Genomic DNA, 26568 nt, shown 5'->3' with positions numbered 1-26568 from the left:
TGTCCCTTAACGCAGCATCAAGCGCGATCGAAACACGAATGCGGTTTTGTCGCATTCGCTTTTCGGCAGAATGGTTCTGCGAACGGGGCCTTTTGACGGCAGTTGGAGTGAAACCGCGTCAGCCGGCTACTTTGCACACAACTGGTTCAGGAAATTGCGAGCTGGCTTTCCTTGGCGACCCGTTCGAAAGCTTCGGTCGAGCTTTTGATGCGATACTGGCAGTCGTCACCATCGGTCGGCAGCAGCCGGACCACCTCATAGGTGCCGCTGGCGGCCGGACGGGCAACGTTGCTGGCAGTAAAATAGACAGTCTCTCCAACGGAGTACTTATGCTTCAACGCCCTCTCCATACGCAAGAACGCCGGCCGCGCTCACGGTCCCGCTAGCTATCGGCCGACTTGAGAACCCTGCGGCAACCTAGCACAGACCCTTGCCCAAAAGCCAGCAGCATCGAGGCATGGCCAATACGCAAATTCTGCATGTTTTTCAGGGCGATACCCGGCAATCCGCCGGGTTCCGGGGAATCCGCCAGCCAGGCATGGACGTCATTTTCCCAATATTGAACAACCGGACGCGGATTGATCGAAGGCCGCCGGCGGCAGGAGCCCTGAGCCGCCCTGCCCGACCGACCGCCTGGGCCCGAAATCACACGGTCTCGAACCGCTCGATGACGAGCGTCTCGGCAAGGCCCGCGCGGGTCCACTCCTGAAACGCCGGCAACGACATCATCGCGTCGTAGTAATGCCGCGCCTCGTCGCTGACTTCGATCGCATAGGTGCGAAAGCGATGCACGACCGGTGCAAACATCGCGTCCGCACCGCCGAACGCGCCAAACAGGAACGGCCCGTCCTTGCCGTAACGGCGATAGCAATCGGCCCAGATCTCCTGAATGCGCGCCACGTTGGCGCGCGCGTCATCCGACAGATCGACCGCGCGGACCGGACGATGCAGGTTCATGCCGCATTCGTTGCGCAGCGGCAGGAAGCCCGAATGCATTTCCGCCGAAATCGACCGCGCATGCGCCCGGCGGGCGCGGTCTTCCGGCCACAGCCGCGCCTGCGGGAATTTCTCGGCGAGATATTCGATGATCGCCAGCGAATCCCACACGGTGAGGTCACCGTCAATCAGCGCCGGCACCTTGCCCGAATCCGAAAAACTCAGGAGCCGGTCCTTGTCGGCCTTGTCGTTGGTGTAGAGCGGGACGAACACTTCCTCGAAGGGAATGTCGTTGGCGCGCAGCGCCAGCCATGGCCGCATCGACCATGACGAATAGTTCTTGTTGCCGATGACCAGTTTCAACATTTGCGGGGAAATTCCTGTTGGGACCGGTATCTTGCCATAGTGCACCGCACACGTTCAACCTGTAGATCACACCATCATCGGAGATGCCGCCAGATGGGCGCCTATTGGGTCGATATCGCCGCCGTCGCGTTCTTCATCGTCGAATGGCTGGCCTATGGCTTCACGCTCGAGCATACGGCTTACGGGCGCAACAGCCTGTCGGCGCGCATGAACGCCTATCGCGAGGTCTGGGTGCGCAACATGCTCGATCGCGAGGCGCGCATGGTCGACATGCAGATCATGGCCTCGCTACAGAACGGCACGGCCTTCTTCGCCTCCACCAGTCTGATCGCGATCGGCGGCGCGCTGGCGCTGTTGCGCGCAACCAACGACGCGCTTGCCGTCCTGCGTGAACTGCCGGTCGACCTCACCCCCTCGCCGGCGCTGTGGGAGATCAAATGCGTCGGACTGATCCTGATCTTCATCTATGCCTTCTTCAAATTCGCCTGGTCGTACCGCCTGTTCAACTATGTCGCGATCCTGCTCGGCGCGATGCCGCCGTCGTCGCAGCGCGACACCGTGGAAGCGGAAGCCCATGTGATGCGCACGACGCGACTGTTCGAGGCGGCGGGACGGCACTTCAACCGCGGCCAGCGCGCGTTCTTCTTCGCACTCGGCTATCTCGGCTGGTTCGTCAGCCCTTGGGTGTTGCTGATCACGACGGCGCTCGTCGTCATCGTGACCTGGCGGCGGCAGTTCGCGTCGAATGCCTGGCGGGCGATGGGGCGCTAACGCGCGTCCGCCGGCCTTGTTGATGGCTTCCGCCGAGCATGTTATTTTTCGGTTGCCATGATGATGATCCGTATCTTCAATATCGCTTCGGCCTGCTTCCTCGGCCGCTAACGGCTTGCCCGCGCCAGCGGGCGGAAATGAGCGCGCCCGTGCCGTTTTCGGCAACAGCGCTTCTCAAGGACCGAATGAGCCGACCCATCCTCGCTGCGCGAGACGATGTCGGCTGGCCAAGCGATATGAGGACTTCATGCCTTCGAATACCATTCGACCCGTGCGTGTGCTCAGCGACGCACAACTGAACCAATTTGTCCAAGACGGATTTATCCGGTTGGATAATGCTTTCCCCGAGGAGCTCGCCGAGCAAGGCCGCGCCATTCTCTGGCGCGACACCGGATGCGATCCCAGCGACAGGAAAACCTGGACGCGGCCGGTTGTCCGGCTCGGCTATTACGGACAGGAGCCGTTTCGGCAAGCGGTCAACACGCCGGTGCTCCACGCAGCCTTCGATCAGCTCGTCGGCAGCGGTCGCTGGAGGCCGCGCGCGGACCTCGGCAGCTTTCCGGTGCGCTTCCCGCATGCCGACGATCCCGGCGACACCAGCTGGCACGTCGATCTCAGCTTTCCCGGGCCGTCGGATGATCCAAACGAGCGGAACGATTTCTCTTCATGGCGGGTCAACGTCACATCGCGCGGCCGCGCGCTGCTGATGCTGTTCCTGTTTTCCGACGTCGGCGAAGCGGATGCGCCAACACGAATACGCGTCGGCTCGCACCTCGACATGGCGCGATTGCTCGGGCCTGCCGGTGAGGCCGGTATGTCGCCCCCGATACTTGAGAACGTGGCGGCCGATCGTCCGGAGGCCCTGGCGGTCGGAAGCGCCGGCACGGCCTATCTGTGTCATCCCTTCCTGATCCATGCTGCGCAGCCACACCGCGGTTCGTCGCCGCGTTTCATGGCGCAGCCGCCGCTGCATCCCGCCGCGCCTCTCCAGCTCGACCGGAAAGACGGCGACTATTCACCGGTCGAAACCGCCATCAGGCGCGCCCTGCAGCACGGTTTAGGCTGAGAAACGACGTTTTGACGCCGCCCGGGATAGCCCACCCGGGCGGCTGCAGCCATCTCGCGGAAACTAGAGTCCGATGAGATTGGGTTCAGTCGATCGCCTGCTGCGCCGGCCGTTGACGGCTACTTTGCATGGGGTTGTTTTCGATATTTTGTTTGGACGGTCAACGCAGCATCGGGCCGAACCTGATCTCATCATGCTCTTAGTTTCAAACTCAGGTCACTGCCCCGACCAGCAAGAAGGCGGCGCCGAGCGCGACCAGCGCAAGGCCGGGCCAATTCGATTTGAAACCAAAGCCGCCGGCCGGTCTTTCTGGTTCCAAGGTGTCGCTCGGTTGCCGGGCGCGAAGTCGCCTCCCACCGCTTAGCCGGCCATGCCAGATTGGCTGATACGCCATCTGCAACACCCCGCCGAGAACAAGGAGCACACCAAGCCAGATGAGTGTCATGCTCGTCTCCCGCTAGTGAATGGGCCGCGAGACTGGTTGGCGTGGGAGAGCCGGCTTCGCCCTTAGGTGAAATTGTCCTTCAACGTCAGGCCAGTGCTCTCGGGCCATATCGTCTCATATCATCCGTTTGGTCGGGCCGGAGTTCCATTTGGCCTCAAGAAGCGCGACCGGGAGCTCAGCTAGGACGCGGAAAAATCCTGTGGCGTAAAGCTGAGGTCGAGCACCTTCCATTCGCCATAGCGATCTACCGGCAGCATGGCATAGGGCTGGCAAGCCGAAAGCGCGCGGATGGCGCTTTGCATCAACAGCGGCCCCTTCATGGAGGCGCTGGCCTCGATCAGGATTGGTTCCGCGGCGAGCCGGCCGTCCGGCGTCATCAACACGCGCAGCTTGACCTTGACGTCGTCGGCGCCCGACAGCGAGGCCGGCAGCTTCGAGCAGGTCTTGAGGTGTCGCCGGAACTCCGCGATCAGCCCGTTGGAGATATTGGCGGCCTCGATCGCCGGCGCATCAAAATCGTCGTCGCCGTCGTTGGGGAGCCGCGCGGAATCCGGCGGCAGCGGCGAGAGGTCCGGCGGCAGGCCGAGCAGCACCTGATACTTGATCGATATGTCCGGCTCGGGCGGCTTGTAGGCTGGCGCCAAGGATTGTGATTGCGACGCTGCCGCCGGCTGGGGATCCACCGGGGGCGATGGGGCCAACGCAGCCTGCTTCTGTGGTCTTGGCTGCTCTGTTGGCGTGGGCCTGCTCGGGGTCGCGGGCTTGTCCATCACCGGGAAATCAGGCTGCGGCGTAGTCGCAGGTTCCTGCCTGGTCTCCGGAATTTGTTGTTGGGCCTGCTTCGGCCGCTCGGGAATGTCCTGGGGCGTGACGATCTCGACCGGGATCTGCTCGGCAGTGACCGCACCGAACGGATGCACCTCGGAAAACAGCAGGAGCAACGTCAGCAGCGACACATGCGCGACCGCCGATGCCGTGATCTCACTGGGTATGATCCGCCGCAGCTCCATCGCATCAAACGATGTTCGATAATTCTTCTAGCCGGCCAGCATAGCGTCAGGCCGCGCAATCCCTCAATCCCATTTCGGCGCAAAGCCGAAATCGGTAAGCCGGCCGCCGGCGCTGCCCATGCTGGAAATCTCCTGCATGTCTGCGTCGGACAGCTCGAAATCGAAGATCTCGATGTTCTCCGAGAGCCGCTCAAGTCTGGACGTTCGTGGAATCGCCGACACGCCCTGCTGCACCAGCCAGCGCAGGCAGATCTGTGCCGCCGTCTTGCGATAGCGCTCGCCGATCCGCTGCAGCGCGCGGTCAGTCTTGATGCGGCCCTTGGCGACCGGGCTATAGGCCACCAGCGCCATGCCGTGACGCGCGCAGGCTTCCGTGACCTTGGTCTGGTCGAGATAGGGATGGTATTCGACCTGGTCGCACACCAGTGGTTCCGAACATGACGCCACTGCCTCCTCGATCAAGGCCACGGTGAAATTGGACACGCCGATGTGCCGCGCAAGCCCCTGCTGCCTGACACGGGCAAGCGCGCCCAGCGTCTCCGCCAGCGGTATCTGCGGATTCGGCCAGTGCAGCAGCAACAGATCGACCTCGGTCAGGCGCAGCCGCACCAGGCTTTCCTTGGCGGAACGCTCCAGATCGTGGGGCGAGAAATGCGAGGGCCAGACCTTGGTGGTGAGGAAAATGTCGTCGCGCTTGACTGCAGAGGCCCGCATCCCCTCGCCCACCTCGCGCTCATTCTCGTAGACCTGCGCGGTGTCGATATGGCGATAGCCGAGCCGCAATGCCTGCTCGACGATCCGCGCGCAGGTGCGTCCGCGCAATTCCCAGGTACCCAGCCCGATCGCCGGAATTCTTGCGCCATTGGCTTCGACAAACAGCATTGGTTGTATCCGCGAGACGACCCCCATTATGGGCTGCGGAAACAGCCGTGCCAACAGATAGCATTTTCAGGCGAGGCATGCCCCCTTGGTCTGGGGTGGATCGAGTTCGCGTGAAGAAGGCGTCGGGGACCTAAGCGGGCGACGGTTCCGTGGCTAGCGCTGCGAAAACGGTTTCCGGCGAGTGGGCGATCACCGCGAGCAACGCTCGCGCCGGCCCGCGAGGGACACGCTTGCCCTGCTCCCAGTTCCGGATCGTTTCCACGGGCACGCCAAGCCTTGCCGCGAATTCGAGCTGCGTCAGTTGAGCCCGGCGACGCAGCTCGCGCACCGGAGGCAGCTCAGCTTCGACGCACGGCGGAGCGGCGATTTGCGGCTCCGGCATCGCCGGCGCAAGCGGGAACTCCTGCCCGTCCCGCAGTTCGACAATCCGTCCGTCCGCTTTCAGCCGCAGGCGCTGCATGTTGACCTCGTGGGCCAACATCATCGGCGAAGCGCGTAAAGGCCCGATTAACGATAAATGAGGTCCCGTTTTGACGCGTTTTCTTCCCGCGAACCAGAATCCACCCGGATCAAGGCCTTCGCTTGAAAACGCTATGCTACTTCAGCCCGAACCACAGCGTGGCGATGCCGAGGAACGAGAAGAATCCGACCACGTCGGTGATGGTGGTGACAAAGGTTCCCGACGCCACCGCCGGATCGGCGCGGACCCGTTCCAGCACCATCGGGATCAGGATGCCGCCGAGTGCGCCGGCCACCAGATTGCAGATGATGGCAAGGCCGATCACGACGCCCAGCCCCGGAATTTTGAACCACGCCACCGCGGCCACGCCCGTAATGATGGCAAACGCCAGCCCGTTGACGAAGCCGACCATCGCCTCGCGCATCACGACTCGGAACGCATTGTTGGAACCGAGTTCGCGGGTCGCCAGTGCCCGCACCGCCACGGTCATGGTCTGGGTCGCCGCGTTGCCGCCCTGGCTCGCTACGATCGGCGCCAGCACCGCGAGCGCCACCATCTTCTCGAGCTGGCCCTCGAACAGGCCGAGCACGGAGGACGCCAGAAACGCCGTCGCCAGATTGACCAAGAGCCAGTTGAAACGGCCGCGCGCGATGGTCCAGACATTGTCGGACAGTTCTTCGTCGCTGGTGACGCCGCCGAGCGCCTTCAGGTCCTCGTCGGCCTCTTCCTCGATGACGTCGACGACGTCGTCGATGGTGATGACGCCGACCAGCCGGTTGGTAGTGTCGACGACAGGGGCGGCGACCAGATTATACTTGCCGAACATCCGCGCGACTTCTTCCTGGTCGTCCAGCACCGAGACGCGACGGCGGTCTTCCTCAATCAGGTCGACGAGCGGCACCGGCCGGCGCGCACGCAACAGCGTGTCAAGCGAGACGGCGCCCTGCCAGTGCTGTTCGGAATCGACCGCGTAGATCTCGTAAAAGCGGTCCGGCAGATCGGGCGTGTCGCGCATGTAGTCGATGGCCTGCCCCACCGTCCAGTCCGGCGGCACCGCGATAAATTCGGTTTGCATCCGGCGGCCGGCGGAGTTTTCCGGATAGAGCAGAACGCGCTCGATCGCGACGCGCTCGGGCGGCGGCAGCTTTTCGAGAATCTCTTCCTGGTCTTCCTCGTCGAGGCCCTGGAGCAACTGGACGGCATCGTCGGACTCCAGTTCGCGAACGCCCTCCGCGACCGTTTCCGGTTCGAGTTCTTCGAGGATTTCCTCGCGGACGGCGTCGTCGACCTCGTTCAGCGCCGAGAAATCGAAATCGGTGCCGGTGATCTCGACAAGGGTGACGCGATCCTCGGGCTCGAGGGCTGCGATCAAATCGCCGAGATCGGCCTCGTGCAGTTCCGCGACCACCTCGCACAACAGCGGCCGGTCGGCAGCGTGGATGGCGCGCGTAAGTTCTTCGACGAACTCGTGACGGACCCGCCCCTCCTCGTCGCGCATCAGGAGATGGTTGAGCACGGACCCTGGCGCTGACAGCGCCTCGGCGGCCTGGGCAACGTCGATATTCTCGGCCATGCCGCGCCTCGCCGGTTTGACAGATGAAAGGGAACTTGAGTTACCTTGCACGCTTACCCAATCGGCAACACCCAGCGCAATGCCAAATATGTCCAACCGCAGATGACCCGACATTTCAGCGCGGCACTGTTCACGGCGGCCGCGACATTGATGACCTTTGTCCCAGCGGCTGAGGCCGGCGAATGTCCCCGCAAGGATGCGCTCGGCACCTCGCGCGTTCTCGCGGTGGAGGCAGCCAGCTTGCCGCGGGTCGGCCTCAAGAGCTTTCCACAGACGCTTCCACTTGATGACGGCGAGGTGGTACTGACCTTCGACGATGGACCGTCGCCACCGACGGACCAGAAGATACTCGCGGCGCTGGCGCAGGAATGCGTGCGCGCCACCTTCTTCCTGATCGGACGGCAGGCCTCCGCATATCCCGAACTGGTGCGCAGGATGGCGGCCCACGGGCATACCATCGCGCACCACGGCTGGGCCCATTCCAACCTGAAATACATGAAGCCGGAGGCGGCCATCGGCGAGATCGACAAGGGCATCGCTGCGGTCGAAACGGCGCTTCACGGCGCAGCCACGACAGTCCCGAGCACGCCGTTCTTCCGCTTCCCCTATTTTGAAATGACACCCGCCATATTGGAGACCCTGCAAAAGCGTGACATCGCTGTTTTCGGTGCGGATCTCTGGGCCAGCGACTGGACTCCGATTACGCCCGCGCAGCAGTTGAAGCTGCTCACCGACCGCCTGCAGGTCGCTCGCAAAGGCATCATCCTGCTGCACGATCCGAAGGCACAGACTGCTTCCATGTTGCCGGGCTTCTTGCGCTACCTCCGCGACCACCACTACCGTGTGGTCCATCTGGTTCCAGCCAGTGCCAAAACCGTGTCCGGCAAACCACAATAGATCACGATCTGTTTGGCTGACGCGGTTCTTGCGTCCGGATCGGGCCTCCAAGCCAAATTAGATGTAGAATTCAGATGATTAAGGCGGCATTCATGACGCCGGATGTAAGCAGTTGCGTGCTCTTGGAATGAAGCCGGGGTTCAATGATCGCTAGCGTATTTGGGGAGCTCCGGCGGCATCCTTGGACCGCCCTGTGCATCGGACTACTCGCCTCCTTTGCCGCGCAGGCTGCGTCGGCTGCCGATTGTCGCGGCCAACCCGACGCCATCGGCACGTCACGCACCCTCGTTGTCGATCCACGCGCCTATCCGCTCGTGGGCACCATGCAATATGGCAAGACGTTGCCGCTGCAGGATCGCGAGGTGGTGCTGACCTTCGACGACGGTCCGCTGCCGAAATACAGCAACCAGATCCTCGATATTCTCGCCGCCCATTGCGCCAAGGCGACGTTCTTCCTGGTCGGTAGTCAGGCCAGCGCCAATCCCGAAGGCGTGCGCAAGGTGCGCGATGCCGGGCACACGGTGGCAACCCACACCCAGAACCATCCCGTCGGCATGGATCGCCTGCCCTTCGAACGCTCCAGACAGGAGATCGAGCAAGGTATCGCGTCCGTGACCGCAGCGCTCGGCGACGGTACCGCGCTGGCGCCTTTCCTGCGAATTCCTGGCCTGCGCCGCACCGACGAGATCGAGGAATTTGCCGCTTCCAAGGGGCTCCAGCTCTGGAGCGCCGATTTCCCCGCCGATGACTGGCGTGACGTCTCCGCCAACCGCGTCTATGAGCTCGCGATGAAGCGGCTGGAGGCCAAGGGTAAAGGCATCCTGCTGCTGCACGACATTCAGCCGCGCACGGTCGCCGCGCTGCCGAGGATCCTGCACGAACTGAAGGCGCGCGGCTATCGCATCGTCCATGTGGTGCCGGCAACCCCCGATCGGCCGGCGACGCCGACCGAGCCGCAGCAATGGCAAGTGCATCCGGCGTCGGAGGTAGTGGCGACGTCGCGCTGGCCGAAGGTTCCGAGATTCGCATTTGCTGGCGGTCCCGCACTTCCCGTCCCGGCCTTGACCGATCTCGATTGGCACACGACCAACGTTGGCATGCCGCGCCGCAGCCGCGGCGTCTCCGCGCCGATTGCGCCGTGGCCGCGGCAAACACTGGTAGCGCCGACCCCTGCGCTGGCCGTGCTGCCGGCTCCGGCAGCGAGCATTTACAAGATCCCGGAATCGACGCGCGTTACGATGCTGGCTTCGTCCGCACGCCGCACGGCATCAGTCGGGCAGGCGCGCTCAACAGAAGTCTCCTCCGCCAAGCTTGATGGGAAATCGCGCCGCCAGGGCAAGGCGGCTGCAGCCCAGCCGCCTTCCGTCGAACAGGCTGCGGCTGCGCCGCAAGCCGCCGACGGGAGCGCTCCCAAGCCGGCGGCGCAAGCCAAACGGAATACCCGATCGGTCCGGGTTGCCGGCTTAAAAAAGCGCTGATCAATCCGGTGCGGGTCGATCGGATCGTTTGACTAGCTCCCTGTGCCGGTACCCCGCCCTACCATCGGAGCCTCAACTGGCCACGATCTTGGCCAGGCAGAGCAGGATGACGATGGCGAGAAACAGCAGGTCGATATAGGCCTTGATCTCGCCGGCGTGGCGGAGCGAGCTGACGTCGGTAATGACCTGCTTGCGCGTCGAGGTCGAATTCGGCCCCTCGCCCAGTGCCGCCACCAGACGGCGCGCCTCCAGTTCAAGCCGTTCAATACGCTGGAAGAAGTGAAACGACCGCAGCGCGGACGCTGCATGCATGCCGGCATAGACAAGCACGAGAATCGCGACCACCACGCGGTGCTGGTACTTTTCGAGGAAGTTCAGAGCAAAATACACCAGCGCCAGGAAGACGAAATTGGACAGGAATCGATAGGTGTAGCTCAAAAACAGCATGAAGATGCTCCGAGTGGTCTTTGTAGTGTCGAATTATCGAGCTTCCTGGAAGCGCCAAACGGCGGCGGAGCCAGCCGGAATCACCAGCCGCTTGGCCTCAGTTTACGCGAACGGTGCGACGGTAGGGGTGTGAACCCGCACGCCATGCAAACGATTCGCGCGCCGTGGCATTGCGGACACGCGAACACCTCGCAAATCGCTTGTACTAGGCCCAAACTGCAACATTATCGTGCGCTCGGAGCGCCTCGGATCAGCCAAGGGTGCAACGCTGTTACAGGCGGGCGCGGATTTGGCCGTCTGCGGCCACCAGTAGCGCCCGCCGCGAGGCCGTTCTGACTGTTGGACACCGCAAAGAGGACCCGCCATTTGCGGCGGGTGCGAGTCTAGGGAGAAGACTGCAAACTAAGCTGATTCGCGGCATCAGCCTGTACCGCAATTCACACACTCTATTCGAAAAACATGGCCTCCCGTCGGGACGGCAAACCTGATCGATGTTCCGGATATCTCATTATACTTTACCTTCGATCATCTTGAGTTTGACGGTCTCGCAGGTCTTCCGAACCTGTTCTGTGAAGATCGAGCATTCTTCGATGCGCTTGAAAATCTTCTTGGCTTCCTCACGATACGAGGCTGCGGTATCGCGCATGAAGGCGATGGCGTTGTGCACTTCGGCGGTCATTGCCTCGCATTTCTTGGCCGCGCTGATCAGCTCTGCTCCCATCGCTTCGATTTCCTTGGCCGCGGCTTCATAGTCACGCACCACAGCCTCGGCGGTCAGCGCGCCGACGCGCGTAACGCCCTTTTCATGCTCGACGTAATCCGGCATCGGCCCCGATGGGGCGACCTTGATCGCCGGAAGATTGCCTACGACGTCCTCCTCAAGCTTGGCCAAATCCAGCGGCGCAGTTCTATGAAGTCGTTCGATACTCGCCATCGGTCATCCTCCATCACTCGATGAATAACCCCCAGCGCGTGAGGATGGCGACCGATTCGTGGCGAAATCCTGCGTGGAAGAAAGCAATGAAAAGGCAGGCGTGCGACAACGCCGTGCGATGGCGCCGGAACGCTTCTGTTCGTTCGAGACGGGACCGGTTCACGCATTAACCATGCCGGCGCATAAGGCTGCGTGTGGCCTACGCTTAATGTGCATTTAACGGCTTTGCATCATTGTTTGAGAAGCCAGCGCAACATCCTTCAAGCCGCAAGAATTGCGGGACCGCACTCAACCTCTCAGGAGGATCGATTGAGGACGCTTCTTGTTTGCGCGCTGGCTACGACCCTGGTCGGTTGCAGTAGGCAACCATCAACGCAGTCATCATGCGTTGGCCTGAACGCGTTTGCCTGCCTGACTGCGGTTCATGTGCCGATTGAAACTGAATCGTATGACAACGATTCCGCGACACCGAAACCTGAGCCCGCTGTCGCCCCGCGCAGCGACAGGTCGCCCCGATCTCTCGCGGACCACGCCGTCCGTCGAACATCCAAGCCAATCAAGGTCGCCGCGAAAGCTGCCATTCCCATACCGGTTCCTTCGCCGCTAGCGAACCAGCAGACGACGGGCAACGCCGTTGCTTCCCAGGCGACACGAGCAAACATTAGCGATCCGCAGTCAACGGCCGACGTGCCGCCGGCCCGAACGACAGAGGAGCAGGTGGCTGCCGCCTCTGCCGTCGCGGAGCGAATGTCGGTTCCCACGTTGGATACATCGCTAGACGCTCTCGTGGCCGTCCTCGTGACGGGTCCCGACGTCAAGTCTGTCTCCGATCTTGTCGGCAAGACGATTGCGATCGATGATCGATATTCGGAATCGTCGATCAGTCGAGTCAGGACCGCGATGGCGGCAGCCGGTGCCGCCGACGTCCAATTGAGCAAAGGCCAAACCACCGCCATCAGCCGGCTGGTCAGCAAAGAAGTTCCGGCCGCGGTTGTCGGGTTGGTTTCGGTCAGTGCTGCGGATAACTTTCCTGAGCTCGCGCGTCTCCGGACCTTTCGAGTCCCGCTCGCAGCTCGACGCTCGAACAAGCAACCGTAGGCAATGTGCGAGTTGCGGACTCGATAGAGCGAAAATCAATTCCGCCCTCCAGCAACAAGGGCAGAGGCCTAAAAAGCCAAACAACAACGAAAGGTGCCCATCAAACCCATTCGGGAGGGAGCCCAAAGACAGAGATGGAGCTTGATTTTTATGCGGCGGCCAACTGTAGTCACATCTGGTCGAGGCCGTCATGCGTGAAATTCAGCTTCGGGACGCGAAATCCGGCCTGTCAGCACTGGTCGATGATGCCGTGGGCGGCGAGCCAGCCATCATCACGGGGCACGGTAAGCGAGAGGCCGTGATCTTGAGCTATCAGGAATGGCAGCGGCTGTCGCAAGTTCCCTCCTTCGGCCGCCTGCTGATGGCGGCGCCACTCGCGCCGGACGATCTGCCGCCGCGCAATACCGGCTCGCTGCGTCAGACCGAGTTCTAGTCGTTTTGCATCTGGCGGACACCAACGTGATTTCAGCGGGTGCGCCATCAAGATTGGCATCGCCCGCATTGATAACGTGGATGGATGACCATTCCGCCCATCTCTTTATCTCGGCAGTGACCATCGCCGAGATCGAGGACGGCATCGCAAAGGCACGGCGCGGGGGCGCGACACACAAAGTGGCCGAATTCTCCGATCAGGCAAATGCACTTGTTGGGTATGGTGCGCTCGGAGGGCGGTCGCATTTGTTGCAATTTCAATGCCTTATCCGAGTGCACTAAACCATAAGGTGCACATCAGGCCCAACGATACCTTTCACTTCGATACTGATAGAATCGTCCTCACTAAAAGCTTTTCGTGAGCGGATCTAGGAAATTCAAAGACGCCGCGCCTCGCCACCGGCGCGCCGACAGAAGGGGACCTTCGGTTCGCTCCCACGTCGCACGAGCGCGCAGCCGTGTCGGATTCATGGCCCTCCGTTCGTCCTCTGAGTATGCAAAGGAGCCAAAGCCATGTCTGAACACGCCAAGACCGAAGAGACCCGGATCAAAGCCCTTCTCGAAGCCTGGGCGGACGCGGTCCGCCGGCACGATGTTCCCGCCATTCTCGCTCATCACGAGCGGGACATGGTGATGTTCGACTTGCCGCCGCCCCTGCAATGCAAGGGAATCGAGGCGTATGAACGGACCTGGGACCTGTTTTTCCGCTATCACAAGCCTGGAACGGCCTTCGACATCCAAGAGCTCGCCGTGACTGCGGGCCAGGAAGTCGCGTTCGCGGTCGCGATCATGCGCTGCGGTCCCAACTCATCCAGCAACCCGGCGGACATGGACGGTTTCCTATTTCGGCTGACAGTGGGCCTGCGCAAGGTCGACGGCGACTGGCGCATCACGCACGAGCATCACTCCGTGCCTGCGAACGACTAGTCTAGTCGGACATGCCTCGGCGCCCATTGTCGGCTCTAGGGCGTAGACCGGCCCCTGGCCAGGCGCCGCCCAATCGACGCGAGTGAGGGCAAAGCGTACATCGCAAATCCCGCGCCGAGGCTGAAAACCACCCAAAGCGGGCATTCGCGAAATTCAGATCGGCGGCAGCGACTGGTTTCAATGCAGCATCAGCCCTTCCAACCGGCCTTGCGCAAACCCTCGACGAGATGAGCGTGGTCTTCCGGACGAAACCACGGAGCTCTCTTGTGCACATACATGTCGAACGCCCCCGGTGCGCGGGAGATGGCTTTATCCAATTCTTCCTTCGCTTCCGTTATGCGCCCGAGCTGGCCGAGTGCCGCAGCGGACCAGCGGTAGACCATCGGAAACTCGGGATATGACCGGATCAGCCGTTTCGCGGCTTTGACCGAAGCCTCGTATTCGCCGTTGAAATATAGACCGCACGCGATGTGCAACAAACGTACTGCCAGATACGGGTCGCGGGGATCTAGCCTGATACACGTTTCGAGAGCCGCAAGCCCCTCCTTCGGTCGTTCCGTGAAGATCAGCGTCGCGCCTCTGTGGCCATGCGCGATCGCCAGATTTGGACTCATTGAGAGAGCTCGTTCAATTTCCGCCAGCGCGCCGTCAGCCTCGCCGCGCGCTTGCAGGGCCCAGCCGAGGCATGAACGGGCTTCCGCATCGGCGCCATCGAGCGCGACTGCCCGGCGGGCCAAGGCCTCGGCCGAGCGTTGCGCGTCTGCCATGTCCTGCTTTTGGTAGAGCGCAGCCGCCTGCAGCTGGTACAAGGCGAGCGCGCTGTAGCCGCCGCTGAAGCTCGAGTCGAGATCGATTGACTGTTTAAAGAATTTCTCCGCGATCTCATCGTCGTCTGCAGTCGCCTTGCTCAGATGCCACAGACCGCGCTGATAGGCCGCCCAGGCATCAAGGCTCCCTGGTGGTTTGCGCATGGCGCGTCGCAGCTCGGCGTCTGCAATGGCGGGCGCCAGCGCTGTCGTCAGCGCTTCGGTGAGTTCGTCCTGCATAGCGAAAATATCGGCGAGATCGCGGTCGTAGCGCTCGGCCCACACATGGTTGCTGGTTCCTGCCTCTATCAATTGCGCAGTGACGCGGATCCGATTGCCGGCCTTGCGCACGCTGCCTTCGAGTACATAGCGCACGCCGAGCTCGCGTCCGACCTGTTTCACATCGACACTTCGACCCTTGTAGGTGAAAGACGAGTTCCGGGCGATGACGAACAGCGAGGGATAGCGCGATAGCGCCGTGATCACATCCTCGGCGACCCCGTCTGAGACGAACTCTTGCTCGGGGTCGCCGCTCATATTAGTGAATGGCAGCACGGCAACAGATGGCTTGTCGGGCAACGCCAGCGTCGGTACCTCAGGTTTGGGCGTCGCAGGGCGGCGCCGGCCGGGATTGATGATGATCCGGTAGACGTGGACCGGTCGGGCGATATTCTTCAGCGTTTGCTCGCCTGCGTCCTCGACGTCGAAAGGCACTTTATCGCGCGCGTGGTTGAGGACCGTCTGAGAGATACATATGCCGCCGGGCTCGGCCAGCGCCTCGAGGCGCGCCGCGATGTTCACGCCATCACCATAGAGATCGCGGCCTTCGATTATCACATCCCCAAGGTTGATACCGACGCGAAACTCAATGCGCTTGTCCTTAGACACATCGGCATTACGTTCGACCATTCCCTGCTGAAGCTCGATCGCGCAGCGCACGGCATCCACGACGCTTGGAAACTCAATTAGAATTCCGTCACCGGTCGTTTTCACGATCCGGCCGTGATGTCGCTTGTTCTTTGGATCAATCAGCTCGCTGCGAAGCACCTTGAGGCGGGCGAGCGTGCCTTCGTCGTCCGCACCCATTAGCTGGCTGTAGCCGGCAATATCGGCGACAAAAATAGCGGCGAGCTTGCGTTTGGTCTGGTCTGGGGACATTGATGCTGGCTCCCCCAGTTCCCTGTCCCCATGCTATCACCAAATGCCGTCGTTGGGATCATTCATAGGATCGCCCGCGGTGGGACTGGTTCCGGCAGCACGGTTGCAACGTCGCAGGGTTTAACGCGCCGCAGCATGAGGGGAAGAGGCCCAGCCTCGGCGATTTGCAAAGCTCGAAGGTGCCACTTTCGGCTAGTGGGCCTCGCAGACGAGTTCATCCAGTGCCGTCGGCATTTCAGCGTTTGGCATAAAGCCAACATTGCCATTTTTAAAGACTGTCCAGATTCACCATCGTGGGGGCCGAAAGGTCGTTGTAATCAATCACGATCCTTGCCTTGGCCCGACCAACTACGTCGCGTGCGGCTGGTCTTGTATGAGGGCAGTCCGACTTCGCGTCAGCGATCCCTTGACCCGCCCTTTGTGGACCCTGAACGGACCTCACGCTGCTTTGGCCAGGTGCAGAATCCAAGACATTCGGAGCTTGACCGTTAGAATCCAGAAAAACGCAACATGCGGTGTCGGTTCGGCGGGCTTTCAATCGTCTTTAAGCAGGGACTATCGCCGTTTGCGCCACTCGTTGGAGATTGGCATCCCAACAGCTAAAGGAAAGAATGATGAGCAAGATGATTTTTGTGAGCCTGCCGGTCACCGACCTCAAGGCGTCCATGGCTTTCTACCAATCCATCGGTTTCAAGAACAATCCTCAGCTCACCGACGAGACGGCTGCGTGCATGGTGTGGAGTGAAGCAATCAACTTCATGCTGCTCACCCATGCCAAATGGCGCACCTTTACGAGCCGCCCGATCCCACCAAAAACGTCGAGCGAAGTGATGCTGGCTCTATCGTGCGACAGCCGCGACGCTGTCGATGCGATGAATCGCGCAGCCTCCGCAAATGGCGGTACCGCCGATATCAATCCAGTAGAGGACCATGGCTTCATGTACGCCCGCGACCTCGCTGATCCCGACGGCCATGCTTTGGGAGCGATGTGGATGGACACGTCCGCGATTGCTTCGGCCGACAAGGCGGGCTGATCGAGGTCACCCGATCCTCCTCTTCGAAAACCCTGCGGCCCCTGCCCGCACGCCGTTTGATGGAAACGTCGCTACGGAGACCACGTAGCGTTCGCGGATGAAGGTACGAGCCCGCCGATTTCTACGCTTGGTTACGCGACTGCCCTCTCGTGAGCAAACAATGGTTTTCCTTCGCCGCGCGTTGGTTCAGATGAAGATGGGACCACCAAAAGGGCAAGCGCTGGACCAAGACGCGCGAGATCAAACCAGGAAGCTTTGTACGGAACAGAGCACTAACATCCGCGGCGGGTAACAATGTGGGAGTAAAACATCGCGAAAATAGTCTGCGCAGCAACGACTTATGCCCCTTGGTGCGCTCGGAGGGACTCGAACCCCCACGATGTTACTCACTGCCACCTCAAGGCAGCGCGTCTACCAATTCCGCCACGAGCGCTTGGGACACCGGCTGGATGGATCAGCCCGCCGGATCAACGGCGCCGATGTAACAAATCGGAGATGGAGGGACAAGGCAGTTTTGCGCTTCAATAACTATCTGACATCAGGCGATTTCGGCAACATTTGCTTGACTTCGACCGCGATGCGGTTGCGGTCTACCAGCACGACGCCGGAGGCTACCGGAAGGTTGTTGGCAAGGATCTTGACCTCGTCTGCCTCGGTGGCGTCCAGTTCGATAATGGCGCCGCGGGACAGCCGCATCACCTGGTGGATGGGCATGGTTGTGGTGCCGAGCACCACCATGAGATTGACGCTGACTTTGTCGAGGGTCGCCACTTCTGAACCGCCAAAGGGGGACTACATTGGTGTGGTTCCACCTGACCACGTTATAGTTAGCCAATGGTTAATGACCGCCAGAGCCTTGATTTGACGACATTCGCGCAGGCCAAAGGCGGCGGCGAGGTCGAATGGCGGATTTCGGCCAGTCCCGTGCCCTACCCCGAGGCCGTGGCTGAGATGGAAGCCCGTGCGGCCGCTATCGCCGAGGGTGCGGCGGCCGAACTGGTCTGGCTATTGGAACATCCCCCGCTCTACACCTCGGGCACCAGCGGCAGGCAGGACGACCTGCTCGAACCGCGTTTTCCGCTGTTCACCGCCGGCCGCGGCGGCCAGCTCACCTATCATGGCCCCGGCCAGCGGGTGGCCTATGTGATGCTCGACCTGAAACGGCGCCGGCCCGACGTCCGCGCCTATGTGGCGGGGCTCGAAGAATGGATCATCAGGACGCTGGACGCCTTCAACGTGCGCGGCGAGCGTCGCGAGGACCGCGTCGGGGTCTGGGTCAGGCGCCCGGACAAGGGCGTGGGCCATGAGGACAAGATCGCGGCGATCGGCGTGCGGCTGCGGCGCTGGGTATCGTTCCACGGCATCGCCATCAATGTCGAGCCGAACCTGTCGCATTTTTCCGCGATCGTGCCTTGCGGCGTGGTCGATCCGCGTTACGGCGTCACTTCGCTGGTGGACCTCGGCCTGCCCGTGACCATGGAAGATGTCGACCTCGCCCTGCGGCGGGCGTTTGAAGAAGTGTTCGGCGCGACCAGCGCACGCCTGGCGGAATTATCGGCCTGAGACGTCCGTCCGCTGCCTTGCAGATCTTCCGCTCTCGCGAGCGGGGCCACATATCAAGAAACAGTGGTGCACAGTGGAGGTCGCGATGAAATCGCACAGACTTCCCTTCGAAAACCGGTGGACCAACAACGCAAACGCCATGCAATGGTACTGCGAACTTGAGCGCTTGGGCGTGCCGAATGTGCGGACCATGTTTGCAGACCACGAAGCGCATAATCCCGAGAGGCCGACCGTCGTATTCGATATTCCCGCCGGGTTCGTCCGGGATTGGCTTGCGTTCAAGGATCGGCGAGCGGCGCGCCAACAACTGCTTTGGCGCGCCACTGTGATTGGCCTCTCGCTTGTCGCAGCCACCGCGGCGGTGCTGGGCGTGCTAAGGGCGTGACCGTGCTTCCCGATAAAGCTCACGCTGCGGCTTTCCCCGCTGGGATTTCGAGTTGGCCTGCGATGTAGCGGCGCTCCTGGGTGAGGCCGCCGAAGCCGTAGGCATCGCCCTTCACTTCGTCGACATGGGCGTAGCTCTCTTCGTGCAGCGGCCCGAGCAGCTCGCCCATGCGCTGGAACAGCGCGGCGAGATAGGCCGCCTTCTCGTCCTTGGTGTTGGTACCTTCGCTGACATGAACGTCGAGCCAGAAGCTGGCAAGGCTTTGTTCCGCCAGTGACTTGCCGCCGGCGAACCAGTCGGCGGCGTCGACCGCTTTCACGATGACGGCGGTGACGTTGGGATCCTTGCGCAGAATTCGCGCGGTGAGATCGCTGACGGCGGAAGCAATTTCGGCCTTCAGCGACGGCGTTTTGCGGACGCTGGAATACGTAACTGTAATGAGCGGCATGGTCATTCTCCTTTCGCGTTTCGCGCTGCATCGCGCCTGCTGCATCTAGACCCGCAGCCATCATTTTGGTAGCTTATCTATATTCATATCAATGATAACAGACATTGATGATACGATGACCACGCTCGATATCGGTACGGTGCAGGCGTTTCTCCGGGTCGCCGAACTGCAAGGCTTTACTCGCGCCGCCGAGGCGCTCGGCACCACGCAGGCCGCCGTCAGCATGAAGCTGCAGCGGCTGGAGAGCCTACTCGGCAAGCGCCTGATCGAGCGTTCGCCGCGGGCGGTGACGCTGACGGCCCACGGTGCCGCGTTCCTGCCCCTCGCCCGCGCGTTGATGGAAGCGCATGATCGCGCGCTGTCGGATGACCAGCTTGCCCGCCAGCAATTGTCGCTCGGCATCAGCGACCACGCCGCGGGACCCGAGCTGGTGCCGATGCTGGAACGGCTGCATGCGATGTCGTCGCAACTGGCGCTGTCGGTGACGATCGGCTTTTCGCGCCAGATGCTGGATGCCTACGACGCCGGCGAACTCGATGCCGTGGTGGTACGACAGGAAGGCAGCCGCCGCGGCGGCGAGAAGCTGGCGGAAGACGCGTTCGGCTGGTTCGCCGCCAGACGCCTGAACTGGCGCCGCGGCGAAACGCTGCCGCTGGCCACGCTGGCGCCACCATGTGGGGTCCGCGCCGTCGCCATTCGTGCCCTCGACAAAGCCAGAATCCCGTGGAACGAAAGCTTCGTCGGCGGCGGTATCACCGCGGTCGCTGCCGCTGCATTGGCCGGCCTTGCGGTCGCGCCGCTGGCCCGCCGGATCGCACCACCAGGCCTGGTCGATATCGGGCCGGCCGAGGGGTTGCCGCGGCTCCCGTCCTCGAAGGTAATGCTGCATTCGAAAGTCAGCGATCCCGCCAAGCGCATGGCGCTCCGGACGTTGGCTGCAACGTTCCGAAGCCTGGCTGCAGTGCGGTAGCCCGCCGTTTCGTTAAAATGTTCAACAAGCGTGGAACCAATCGCCAGGACAAGCGTTTGCGCCAGTTAAATGGGCAGGTCGGATGTCGAAAAAAGATCAGCGGCAGCAAAGGGATCTATTCGAAACCGAACGCAATTTCCGACTCCTGGTTGAAGGCGTTGCCGACTACGCGCTTTACATGCTGGACCCGACCGGCATCATTACGAGCTGGAACATCGGCGGCCAGCGCATCAAAGGCTACGCCCCCGCCGAAATCATCGGGCAGCATTTTTCCCGCTTCTATACCGAGGTCGACCGCGCCAACGGCAAGCCGCTTCGCGCCTTGCGCATCGCCCTGCAACAGGGCCGATACGAGGAAGAGGGATGGCGCGTCCGCAAGGACGGCACCTTCTTTTGGGCCAGTGTGGTCATCGACCCCCTCTATGAGGACGGCAAACTCATCGGCTTTGCCAAAATCACCCGGGACATTACCGAGCGCCGCGAGGCCCAGCTCAAGCTGGAACAGATGCACAAGCAGCTCGCGGAATCACAAAAGTTCGATGCCCTCGGCCAGCTTACCGGTGGCGTTGCCCACGACTTCAACAATCTCCTGATGATCATCAGCGGCAGCCTTCATGCGCTGAGGAAAGCGGTGGGCAACGATGTCAAATGCCAGCGGGCGCTGTCGGCGATCGAGGGGGCTACCAAACGCGGCGCTTCCCTGACCAGCCAACTGCTGACATTCGCACGGCGACAGAGCGTCAGCCCGCAAGCGGTTGACGTCGCCGAACGCATCGATGCGGTGCGTGAGGTCCTCGACGCCGCCATCGGCAGCGCGGTAACCCTGAAATTCGACGTAGGCCGCGGCATCTCGCCAGTGATGGTCGACGTCACTGAATTCGAGACCGCCCTCGTCAATCTCGTTATCAACGCGCGTGATGCGATGCCCGGCGGCGGCGTCATCACGATCTCGGCGCGCAATGCAAGATCCGGCGATGAAGCCGATGCGAGCGGATATGTCGCGATCTCGGTGGAGGACACCGGCACGGGTATCGCGCCTGATGTCCTCGGCAAGATCTTCGACCCGTTCTTCACCACCAAGCCGATCGGCAAGGGCACCGGCCTGGGGCTGTCGCAGGTTCACGGTTTCGCGCATCAGGCCGGCGGAACCATCGAGGTGGCCAGCGAGCTCGGCAAGGGCACCAGGATCACGATGCTGCTGCCACGAAAGGATGCCGCGCCCGAGACGGAAGACATCAATGCGATCGAAACCGGCGGTAGCGGCACCGTGCTGCTGGTTGAGGACAATCCGGACGTCGCCGCCGTCAGCACCGGCCTGCTCGAACAGCTCGGCTACACCGTCCGCCGGGTGGCGAATGCCGAAGCGGCACTGCGCGAAATCGAGCTCGACGGAATAGACCTTGTTTTCTCCGACATCGTGATGCCCGGCAAAATGGACGGTCTCGGTCTCGCGCGCCACCTGAAGGCCGTCAAGCCCAGGCTGCCGATCCTCCTGACCAGCGGCTACAGCGATGCCGCACTAAATGTGCGCGGCGATTTTCCCATCCTGCGCAAGCCCTACGAAATCCACGAACTGAGTCAGGCGATCGCGAAGCTGCCGCGGTGACGGCTGGCGGGCGACCACTTATGTTCCTCACAGGATCGCCTCGAACGCGCTGCGCAGCGTCTCGTGCCGGAATACGAAGCCATGGTTCAGCGCCTTGTTTGGCAACACGCGCTGGCCGCCCAACAGCAATTCATTGGCAAAATCGCCGCCGACCCGCCGCAACAGCGCGTCGGGAATGCGGAAGAACGCCGGACGCCGCAGTCTTCGGCCGAGTTCTTCCGTGAATTTCAAATTGGTGACCGGGATCGGCGCCGTCGCGTTGACGGGCCCTGCAATTTCCGGATGCGCGACCACGTGGGCGATCAGGCGGATCAAATCGTCGCGCTCGATCCATGACATCCATTGCCGGCCCGAGCCGAGCGGCCCGCCGAGGCCGAACTCGAACGGCGTCAGCATCCGCGTGATGAAGCCGCCATCGGTGCCGATCACAAGGCCGATCCGCAAATAAACCACGCGTACGCCCTGCTCTTCCGCAGGGCGGGCAGCGCCCTCCCAGGCGGCGCAAAGCTCGTGACTGAAGCAGGCGTGCGACTTCGCCGACTCCGTCAGCACCTGGTCCTGCCAAAGCCCGTACCAGCCGATCGCCGAGCCCGAGACGAGCACCGCCGGCTTGCGTTCGAGCCGCCCGATCAGGCCCACCACGTCGCGGGTCATGTTGATGCGCGAATCCAGGATCCTGCGGCGCTTGGCTTCGGTCCACAGTCCGTTGCCGATCGGCTCGCCCGCGAGATTGACGATCGCATCGATCCTGGCGTCTGACGGAAGTTGATCGAGCCTCGTGATCAGCGTAACCGGCGGCGGCAACATCTCCGCCTTGGCCGCATTGCGAACCAGCGCGATGACCTGATGTCCCGCGCCGCTCAGGCCTGCCACGAGGCGGCTGCCGATGAAGCCCGTGGCGCCCGTGACCAACACCGTCTGCCGTGCGGGCAGTTTTTCAACCAGACTTGCCGCTGGCGCGCTGGTCATGCGCGAAAGACGCTTTGCCGCCGTGAAATCGCGCAAGCCGCACAGCGCGGCCCCCACGGCTGCCGCCGCCGCGATCAGGCTGAGCCAGCCCGTGTAGGCCGGCTTGATCCCGGTCGGCTGCGCTGCCCAATCAATCAGCACCGGCAGCAGCAGCACGAGAATCGCACCGTAATTGATCGCGAGCAGCGTATGATTGATGCGCTCGCTGGCCGGCAGCTTCCGGCTCACGTCCTCCTCGACGAAATCCATCAGCGTGATGATGATTTCGGCCGCCAGCACCGCGATGATCAGCATGGCGAGGATGCCGTGGACTTCGAGCCAGCCCAACACAAGGAACAACAGCGCATAAAGCATGTTGCGCAACGCGTGGAGCCGCAATTCGTAACGCTGCGACGGCCGCCATGCGAGCCGTTCCGTCAGCTCATGGTGATAGAACGTATCGAACACGCCCATCACGACCTGAATGGCGATCAGGGTCCAAAGCAGCGACGTCATGATGCGGCCTCCATGAACACGGCAGACTGACGAATGAGCTTGCCGAAGCGCGGATGAACGATTTCGAGCGTGAAACGGAACGCGCCGCCGCCCTGATCGGAATGGGTCACAGTGAGATCGCCGGGGGTGAGCCAGGGCGGCAGCGGCAACCGCAACGACCCGATCTGCAACGAATAGCCGACGCTGCGAAACACCAGGGCTTCGTGCTCGACCGATATCCGCAGCGCCATGCTGACGCCGTAGCCGACATATTCCTCAAGGCCGGTCGGACCGGCAAAACGTTTCGCGGAGTGAATCACCTGCGGAAAGCCGTCGCTGCGCGCGCAGATGCGGGTCCAGATCTGGCCGCCGCGCGCCTCGGTCACCGTTACGACCATCGGAACGCCGGTGTCGGTGCATAGCGGCAGCGGCCCGCCGATGGCGCGCGCGAGCTGCGCCAGCCACCAGCCGATCGGCGTGAAGCTCGCCTCCTCGACCGTCCCGACATAGACGACGGTTTCGCCATCGGCAAAGCGCTTGGAGAAGCGCCGCCATATCGCCAGCGGCAGGCGGCCCCACTCCTCGTCGGGCAACAGATCGTGGAAACGGTGGTCGTCGAGCAGGATGGTGTTCGAAGCGGATGCTGCGGGAAGCCTTGATACTCTGGTGGACGCCATCACACGCTCCTGCTTTGCCCCTCTGCCCTACTTGGATTTCCCCGCCGGCAAGAAGCTGACGATCTTCTCGCCAAGCTTGATCAGCGCGACCAGCCGCGGCCGCGGCACGTTGAGCATCTGCGTGTACCAGCGGTCGACCAGTTCGGTGAAAGCCAGCATCTCCTTCAGCCGTTTGCTCGCGACGGGGCTGATGGTCGGATCGTCAGCCGCATCGGAAACGCAGGCGCGCAGCGCATCAATGGCGGGATCGATCTCGCGCTCCTTGCGGCCGGCTGCGATCCGCGCCGCCACCTCCCAGATGTCGGTTTCCGCCTCGAAATGATCGCGGCGGTCGCCGAGGATCGGCACCCGCCGGATCAGCCCCCAGGCCAGCAATTCCTTGATTGAATTGGAGACGTTGGAGCGCGCCATGCCGAGCGTCTCGGCGATGTCCTCTGCCGTCATCGGCGCCTCGGCGAGATAAAGCAGGCCATGGATCTGACTGACGGAGCGGTTGACGCCCCACTCATCTCCCATGTCTCCCCAGTGCAGGATGAACCGCTCGACGACGGCAGGAAGTTTCTTTTTACCTGTTGTTTCTGTCATGACAGAAATATCTGATATTACTGTGCTGATGTCAAGCCTCGACTTTTCGCTCTGGTCGGGCCGACCGACATTCGGCCCACGCGCCAGCTCCTCAGATGGAACCCCGCAGGATTCCGTATTTTTCCGGGGTCGATCCGTTAACCCCTCGGTACCGGTCGCGTCTTAGATTCCTCTCGCGCGTTGCCGGCGACGACGTCTGGCGCGGTCATCAAGGCAAGGCATGCCCCATCGAAATCCTCCAGACCCGGGCGGGCCGCTGCGGCGCGTGACATCGACGGCCGTCATCATCGCCTTTGCACTGGCCATGACCGCCTCTGTCCTCGGCGTCATGATCTGGAAAGCGCTCGACGCCAAGAGAGCGGCGCTGGCGAGCGGCAGCGCCGATATTCAGAATCTCGCCCATTCGCTTGCCGAGCATGCCGCGCACACCATTCAGGCGGTCGATATCGCGATGGCCGGGATGGTGGATTTGCTTAAATACCGGGACCCCGAGCCGGACAGGTTCAACAGGTACCTGGCTGAGACGGCGAAAACGCTGCCCCAACTGCGCGGGATCGGCGTCGCAGACGCCGAGGGCAACTGGAAATATTCGTCATCGCCCGAAATACCGCGCCACACCATCTCGGACCGCAGCTATTTCGCCTATCATCGAGATACGCCAGACAACGCGCTTCAGATCAGCGAACTGCCGCAGGCCAGTGCCGACGAGCGATCCTCGATCGTTCTTTCGAAACGGATTACCAGGCTCGACGGCAGCTTCGGCGGAATCGTCGCCGCAGCGGTCGACAAGGATCATTTCAACCGCTTTTACCGGACATTCCAGCTTGGCCCGGACGGCGGCATCAGCCTGATACGGAATGATGGTACGCTCCTGACACGCTGGCCGCAGTCAGACAAGAGCACGGATTTGTCCAAGACCGATCTGTTCAGGAAGCATCTCAAGCAAAGCTCGGTCGGATACTACAAGATCATCTCGCCGTTCGACGCCATCGTGAAGCACCTCGGCTATCAGGCGACGCCGCACTATCCGATGGTGGTCACCGTCGCCATGTCGGAAGACTGGCTGCTTTCCGAATGGTGGAAGGGCTTGCGGACCGACGCCCTCGTCGCCGGCGTGCTGCTGTGCATGATCCTGATGTTGGCGGCGCTGCTTGCCCTGCAGTTCCGCTTTCGCAGCAAGACCGAGCGAACGCTGCGCGAGCGCGAGGCGCATTATCGGCTGCTGGCCAACAACATCGCCGACATCATCATCCTGATCGATGCCCGTAGCCTGCTCCGGTATGTCTCTCAGTCCGTCGAGCCGGTGCTCGGGCTGCGTGCGAAGGATTTGATCGGAAAATCATGCTTCGCCCTGGTCCATCCCGAGGATCGGGAAAGCGTCATGCAGGCAACCACGCGGCTTGGCGGTATCGGTAGCGTCAGCACAGTCGTTTTCCGGCACTATCGCGGCGATGGGACGCTGGCGTGGGTCGAAAGCAAATTCAAGCTGGCGTCGGAGACCAGCGATCCTACGCAAACGGAATTTCTCTGCGTCATCCGCGACGTCACCGAACGCAAGCGGATGGAGGACGAGCTGACCCAGCTCAATCGCCGCCTCACCCAGCTCGCCGCGACCGACGGCCTGACCGGGCTTACCAACCGGCGCACGTTCGACAGCTTCCTGCGGCGCGAGTACGAGACCTGCGAAGAGATTTCGGTGCTGCTGTTCGATATCGACAACTTCAAAGGCTATAACGACACCTATGGACATCAGGCCGGCGACCGTTGCCTGCAGGCGGTTGCCAAGGCAATCGGCAGTGCAACCAGCGACACTTCGGGCCTGTCCGCCCGCTATGGCGGCGAGGAATTTGCAGTCGTGTTGCCGAACACTTCGGAAGACGCTGCCTGAAGATCGCCGAATCCATCCGCCTGACGGTTCGGGCGCTGGGCATTCCAAATACCGCCTCGAGCCGCGGATACATCACCATCAGCGCAGGCGTCGCCGCTAAAACCCGCTCGACGCTCGACGAGGCCGCGTTGGTGGGAGAAGCCGACACCGCACTCTATGAAGCCAAGCGTCTCGGCCGCAATCGCAGCGTCGTGTACTCCTCAGTCAAGCTGCAATATGTCGACAGCAGCTCGATCCAGCACGATGGCGAGTTCACAGGGAGCGAACGGACGCATTAGCTGAC

29 protein-coding genes and 1 tRNA gene are annotated in these 26568 nt (G+C 62.1%); 14 read left to right on the top strand and 16 right to left on the bottom strand.

What is annotated here, in order from left to right:
- Positions 1-146: 146 nt before the first annotated feature.
- On the bottom strand, positions 147-350 hold the full coding sequence (locus HCN50_RS23815; RefSeq protein WP_171712330.1) for a hypothetical protein: 204 nt from the start codon (positions 348-350) through the stop codon (positions 147-149).
- A 295-nt stretch (positions 351-645) separates the two neighbouring features.
- The gene (locus HCN50_RS23810; protein WP_171712329.1) at positions 646-1302 is read right to left on the bottom strand and encodes a glutathione S-transferase family protein; all 657 of its coding nucleotides are present in this window, start codon (positions 1300-1302) and stop codon (positions 646-648) included.
- Between the two features lie 93 nt (positions 1303-1395).
- Between HCN50_RS23810 and HCN50_RS23805 the strand changes: the two genes are divergently transcribed.
- A complete protein-coding gene (locus tag HCN50_RS23805) occupies positions 1396-2073 on the top strand; it encodes a DUF599 domain-containing protein (protein ID WP_171712328.1) in 678 nt (225 codons plus the stop codon).
- A 247-nt stretch (positions 2074-2320) separates the two neighbouring features.
- Positions 2321-3139 carry a phytanoyl-CoA dioxygenase family protein gene (locus HCN50_RS23800; RefSeq protein ID WP_171712327.1) on the top strand — a complete coding sequence of 273 codons (819 nt, stop codon included), beginning with the start codon at positions 2321-2323 and terminating at the stop codon, positions 3137-3139.
- Between the two features lie 211 nt (positions 3140-3350).
- On the opposite strand, the gene HCN50_RS23795 is transcribed toward HCN50_RS23800, so the two are convergent.
- From HCN50_RS23795 to mgtE, 5 genes are all read right to left on the bottom strand, one after another.
- Positions 3351-3584, bottom strand: coding sequence for a hypothetical protein (locus HCN50_RS23795; protein WP_171712326.1), 234 nt, complete (start codon positions 3582-3584; stop codon positions 3351-3353).
- A 179-nt stretch (positions 3585-3763) separates the two neighbouring features.
- Positions 3764-4594 (bottom strand): cell envelope integrity protein TolA, encoded by an 831-nt coding sequence (tolA, locus tag HCN50_RS23790; protein WP_171712325.1) that lies wholly within the window; start codon positions 4592-4594, stop codon positions 3764-3766.
- Positions 4595-4657: 63 nt separating this feature from the next.
- Positions 4658-5476, bottom strand: coding sequence for an aldo/keto reductase (locus tag HCN50_RS23785; RefSeq protein ID WP_171712324.1), 819 nt, complete (start codon positions 5474-5476; stop codon positions 4658-4660).
- 130 nt (positions 5477-5606) lie between these two features.
- On the bottom strand, positions 5607-5936 hold the full coding sequence (locus tag HCN50_RS23780) for a helix-turn-helix domain-containing protein (RefSeq protein ID WP_171712323.1): 330 nt from the start codon (positions 5934-5936) through the stop codon (positions 5607-5609).
- A gap of 136 nt (positions 5937-6072) precedes the next feature.
- On the bottom strand, positions 6073-7509 hold the full coding sequence (gene mgtE / locus HCN50_RS23775) for a magnesium transporter (RefSeq protein ID WP_171712322.1): 1437 nt from the start codon (positions 7507-7509) through the stop codon (positions 6073-6075).
- Positions 7510-7659: 150 nt separating this feature from the next.
- Between mgtE and HCN50_RS23770 the strand changes: the two genes are divergently transcribed.
- Positions 7660-8406, top strand: a complete 747-nt coding sequence (locus tag HCN50_RS23770; RefSeq protein WP_235977201.1) for a polysaccharide deacetylase family protein — start codon at positions 7660-7662, stop codon at positions 8404-8406.
- Positions 8407-8549: 143 nt separating this feature from the next.
- Complete coding sequence (locus HCN50_RS23765; protein WP_171712321.1) at positions 8550-9884, top strand: polysaccharide deacetylase family protein; 1335 nt, start codon at positions 8550-8552, stop codon at positions 9882-9884.
- A 72-nt stretch (positions 9885-9956) separates the two neighbouring features.
- Here HCN50_RS23765 and HCN50_RS23760 read toward each other — a convergent pair whose 3' ends face one another.
- Both HCN50_RS23760 and HCN50_RS23755 read right to left on the bottom strand, forming a co-directional pair.
- Positions 9957-10331 (bottom strand): hypothetical protein, encoded by a 375-nt coding sequence (locus HCN50_RS23760; RefSeq protein WP_171712320.1) that lies wholly within the window; start codon positions 10329-10331, stop codon positions 9957-9959.
- Positions 10332-10839: 508 nt separating this feature from the next.
- The gene (locus tag HCN50_RS23755; protein WP_210265070.1) at positions 10840-11265 is read right to left on the bottom strand and encodes a hypothetical protein; all 426 of its coding nucleotides are present in this window, start codon (positions 11263-11265) and stop codon (positions 10840-10842) included.
- A gap of 309 nt (positions 11266-11574) precedes the next feature.
- Between HCN50_RS23755 and HCN50_RS33770 the strand changes: the two genes are divergently transcribed.
- The 3 genes from HCN50_RS33770 to HCN50_RS23735 all read left to right on the top strand — a co-directional run bounded on the left by HCN50_RS33770 (position 11575) and on the right by HCN50_RS23735 (position 13722).
- Positions 11575-12363, top strand: coding sequence for a hypothetical protein (locus tag HCN50_RS33770; protein WP_235977184.1), 789 nt, complete (start codon positions 11575-11577; stop codon positions 12361-12363).
- Positions 12364-12553: 190 nt separating this feature from the next.
- Positions 12554-12796 carry a type II toxin-antitoxin system Phd/YefM family antitoxin gene (locus HCN50_RS23745; RefSeq protein WP_171712319.1) on the top strand — a complete coding sequence of 81 codons (243 nt, stop codon included), beginning with the start codon at positions 12554-12556 and terminating at the stop codon, positions 12794-12796.
- A 512-nt stretch (positions 12797-13308) separates the two neighbouring features.
- Positions 13309-13722 carry a YybH family protein gene (locus HCN50_RS23735; protein ID WP_171712318.1) on the top strand — a complete coding sequence of 138 codons (414 nt, stop codon included), beginning with the start codon at positions 13309-13311 and terminating at the stop codon, positions 13720-13722.
- A 188-nt stretch (positions 13723-13910) separates the two neighbouring features.
- Here HCN50_RS23735 and HCN50_RS23730 read toward each other — a convergent pair whose 3' ends face one another.
- Entirely contained in the window at positions 13911-15686 is a 1776-nt protein-coding gene (locus tag HCN50_RS23730) for an adenylate/guanylate cyclase domain-containing protein (RefSeq protein ID WP_171712317.1), read from the bottom strand.
- A 614-nt stretch (positions 15687-16300) separates the two neighbouring features.
- On the opposite strand from HCN50_RS23730, the gene HCN50_RS23725 reads away from it, so the two are divergent.
- Positions 16301-16720 (top strand): VOC family protein, encoded by a 420-nt coding sequence (locus HCN50_RS23725; RefSeq protein WP_171712316.1) that lies wholly within the window; start codon positions 16301-16303, stop codon positions 16718-16720.
- A gap of 348 nt (positions 16721-17068) precedes the next feature.
- Here the strand turns inward: HCN50_RS23725 and HCN50_RS23720 are convergent.
- Together HCN50_RS23720 and HCN50_RS23715 are read right to left on the bottom strand one after the other, a co-directional pair.
- Positions 17069-17153, bottom strand: a tRNA-Leu gene (locus tag HCN50_RS23720).
- Positions 17154-17248: 95 nt separating this feature from the next.
- Positions 17249-17491, bottom strand: coding sequence for a FliM/FliN family flagellar motor switch protein (locus tag HCN50_RS23715; RefSeq protein WP_171712315.1), 243 nt, complete (start codon positions 17489-17491; stop codon positions 17249-17251).
- A 63-nt stretch (positions 17492-17554) separates the two neighbouring features.
- Here HCN50_RS23715 and lipB point away from each other — a divergent pair, with 63 nt between their 5' ends.
- Entirely contained in the window at positions 17555-18283 is a 729-nt protein-coding gene (gene lipB, locus HCN50_RS23710) for a lipoyl(octanoyl) transferase LipB (protein WP_171712314.1), read from the top strand.
- Positions 18284-18368: 85 nt separating this feature from the next.
- Entirely contained in the window at positions 18369-18668 is a 300-nt protein-coding gene (locus HCN50_RS23705) for a hypothetical protein (RefSeq protein ID WP_171712313.1), read from the top strand.
- Positions 18669-18687: 19 nt separating this feature from the next.
- Here HCN50_RS23705 and HCN50_RS23700 read toward each other — a convergent pair whose 3' ends face one another.
- Complete coding sequence (locus HCN50_RS23700) at positions 18688-19116, bottom strand: tautomerase family protein (RefSeq protein WP_171712312.1); 429 nt, start codon at positions 19114-19116, stop codon at positions 18688-18690.
- 115 nt (positions 19117-19231) lie between these two features.
- Between HCN50_RS23700 and HCN50_RS23695 the strand changes: the two genes are divergently transcribed.
- A complete protein-coding gene (locus HCN50_RS23695) occupies positions 19232-20086 on the top strand; it encodes a LysR family transcriptional regulator (RefSeq protein ID WP_171712311.1) in 855 nt (284 codons plus the stop codon).
- A gap of 82 nt (positions 20087-20168) precedes the next feature.
- Positions 20169-21692 carry a PAS domain-containing hybrid sensor histidine kinase/response regulator family protein gene (locus HCN50_RS23690; protein WP_171712310.1) on the top strand — a complete coding sequence of 508 codons (1524 nt, stop codon included), beginning with the start codon at positions 20169-20171 and terminating at the stop codon, positions 21690-21692.
- Positions 21693-21719: 27 nt separating this feature from the next.
- Here HCN50_RS23690 and HCN50_RS23685 read toward each other — a convergent pair whose 3' ends face one another.
- The 3 genes from HCN50_RS23685 to HCN50_RS23675 are packed head-to-tail and all read right to left on the bottom strand — an operon-like array spanning position 21720 to position 24397.
- Positions 21720-23156, bottom strand: coding sequence for a TIGR01777 family oxidoreductase (locus HCN50_RS23685; protein ID WP_171712309.1), 1437 nt, complete (start codon positions 23154-23156; stop codon positions 21720-21722).
- Positions 23153-23812: a DUF4166 domain-containing protein gene (locus HCN50_RS23680; RefSeq protein ID WP_171712308.1), complete on the bottom strand. Its 660-nt coding sequence runs from the start codon at positions 23810-23812 to the stop codon at positions 23153-23155. Before HCN50_RS23680 ends, HCN50_RS23685 begins: the two co-directional genes overlap by 4 nt.
- Positions 23813-23839: 27 nt before the next feature.
- Complete coding sequence (locus tag HCN50_RS23675; RefSeq protein WP_171712307.1) at positions 23840-24397, bottom strand: GbsR/MarR family transcriptional regulator; 558 nt, start codon at positions 24395-24397, stop codon at positions 23840-23842.
- A 265-nt stretch (positions 24398-24662) separates the two neighbouring features.
- Here HCN50_RS23675 and HCN50_RS34510 point away from each other — a divergent pair, with 265 nt between their 5' ends.
- Together HCN50_RS34510 and HCN50_RS34295 are read left to right on the top strand one after the other, a co-directional pair.
- Positions 24663-26285 carry a diguanylate cyclase domain-containing protein gene (locus tag HCN50_RS34510; RefSeq protein WP_210265069.1) on the top strand — a complete coding sequence of 541 codons (1623 nt, stop codon included), beginning with the start codon at positions 24663-24665 and terminating at the stop codon, positions 26283-26285.
- A complete protein-coding gene (locus HCN50_RS34295; protein ID WP_311968218.1) occupies positions 26243-26563 on the top strand; it encodes a diguanylate cyclase in 321 nt (106 codons plus the stop codon). The genes HCN50_RS34510 and HCN50_RS34295 overlap by 43 nt, the downstream gene beginning before the upstream one ends.
- Positions 26564-26568: the final 5 nt, after the last annotated feature.

The sequence above is a fragment of the Bradyrhizobium archetypum genome (genome assembly GCF_013114835.1).
Taxonomy (GTDB): domain Bacteria; phylum Pseudomonadota; class Alphaproteobacteria; order Rhizobiales; family Xanthobacteraceae; genus Bradyrhizobium; species Bradyrhizobium archetypum.
The sequence above is the reverse complement of the archived record's forward strand: the minus strand, read 5'-3'. Positions and strand labels throughout refer to the sequence as shown.

Coding starts and splice junctions, on each gene's coding strand:
- HCN50_RS23795 (WP_171712326.1), bottom strand. CDS start 3,584: ATGACACTCATCTGGCTTGGTGTGCTCCTTGTTCTCGGCGGGGTGTTG.
- HCN50_RS23785 (WP_171712324.1), bottom strand. CDS start 5,476: ATGCTGTTTGTCGAAGCCAATGGCGCAAGAATTCCGGCGATCGGGCTG.
- HCN50_RS23755 (WP_210265070.1), bottom strand. CDS start 11,265: ATGGCGAGTATCGAACGACTTCATAGAACTGCGCCGCTGGATTTGGCC.
- HCN50_RS23705 (WP_171712313.1), top strand. CDS start 18,369: ATGAAATCGCACAGACTTCCCTTCGAAAACCGGTGGACCAACAACGCA.
- HCN50_RS23730 (WP_171712317.1), bottom strand. CDS start 15,686: ATGTCCCCAGACCAGACCAAACGCAAGCTCGCCGCTATTTTTGTCGCC.
- HCN50_RS23765 (WP_171712321.1), top strand. CDS start 8,550: ATGATCGCTAGCGTATTTGGGGAGCTCCGGCGGCATCCTTGGACCGCC.
- HCN50_RS23745 (WP_171712319.1), top strand. CDS start 12,554: ATGCGTGAAATTCAGCTTCGGGACGCGAAATCCGGCCTGTCAGCACTG.
- HCN50_RS23760 (WP_171712320.1), bottom strand. CDS start 10,331: ATGCTGTTTTTGAGCTACACCTATCGATTCCTGTCCAATTTCGTCTTC.
- HCN50_RS23725 (WP_171712316.1), top strand. CDS start 16,301: ATGAGCAAGATGATTTTTGTGAGCCTGCCGGTCACCGACCTCAAGGCG.
- HCN50_RS23695 (WP_171712311.1), top strand. CDS start 19,232: ATGACCACGCTCGATATCGGTACGGTGCAGGCGTTTCTCCGGGTCGCC.
- HCN50_RS23735 (WP_171712318.1), top strand. CDS start 13,309: ATGTCTGAACACGCCAAGACCGAAGAGACCCGGATCAAAGCCCTTCTC.
- HCN50_RS23815 (WP_171712330.1), bottom strand. CDS start 350: ATGGAGAGGGCGTTGAAGCATAAGTACTCCGTTGGAGAGACTGTCTAT.
- HCN50_RS23780 (WP_171712323.1), bottom strand. CDS start 5,936: ATGCAGCGCCTGCGGCTGAAAGCGGACGGACGGATTGTCGAACTGCGG.
- HCN50_RS23685 (WP_171712309.1), bottom strand. CDS start 23,156: ATGACGTCGCTGCTTTGGACCCTGATCGCCATTCAGGTCGTGATGGGC.
- HCN50_RS23680 (WP_171712308.1), bottom strand. CDS start 23,812: ATGGCGTCCACCAGAGTATCAAGGCTTCCCGCAGCATCCGCTTCGAAC.
- HCN50_RS23800 (WP_171712327.1), top strand. CDS start 2,321: ATGCCTTCGAATACCATTCGACCCGTGCGTGTGCTCAGCGACGCACAA.
- HCN50_RS23700 (WP_171712312.1), bottom strand. CDS start 19,116: ATGCCGCTCATTACAGTTACGTATTCCAGCGTCCGCAAAACGCCGTCG.
- HCN50_RS23770 (WP_235977201.1), top strand. CDS start 7,660: ATGACCTTTGTCCCAGCGGCTGAGGCCGGCGAATGTCCCCGCAAGGAT.
- HCN50_RS23690 (WP_171712310.1), top strand. CDS start 20,169: ATGTCGAAAAAAGATCAGCGGCAGCAAAGGGATCTATTCGAAACCGAA.
- HCN50_RS23675 (WP_171712307.1), bottom strand. CDS start 24,397: ATGACAGAAACAACAGGTAAAAAGAAACTTCCTGCCGTCGTCGAGCGG.
- lipB (WP_171712314.1), top strand. CDS start 17,555: ATGGTTAATGACCGCCAGAGCCTTGATTTGACGACATTCGCGCAGGCC.
- mgtE (WP_171712322.1), bottom strand. CDS start 7,509: ATGGCCGAGAATATCGACGTTGCCCAGGCCGCCGAGGCGCTGTCAGCG.
- tolA (WP_171712325.1), bottom strand. CDS start 4,594: ATGGAGCTGCGGCGGATCATACCCAGTGAGATCACGGCATCGGCGGTC.
- HCN50_RS23805 (WP_171712328.1), top strand. CDS start 1,396: ATGGGCGCCTATTGGGTCGATATCGCCGCCGTCGCGTTCTTCATCGTC.
- HCN50_RS23810 (WP_171712329.1), bottom strand. CDS start 1,302: ATGTTGAAACTGGTCATCGGCAACAAGAACTATTCGTCATGGTCGATG.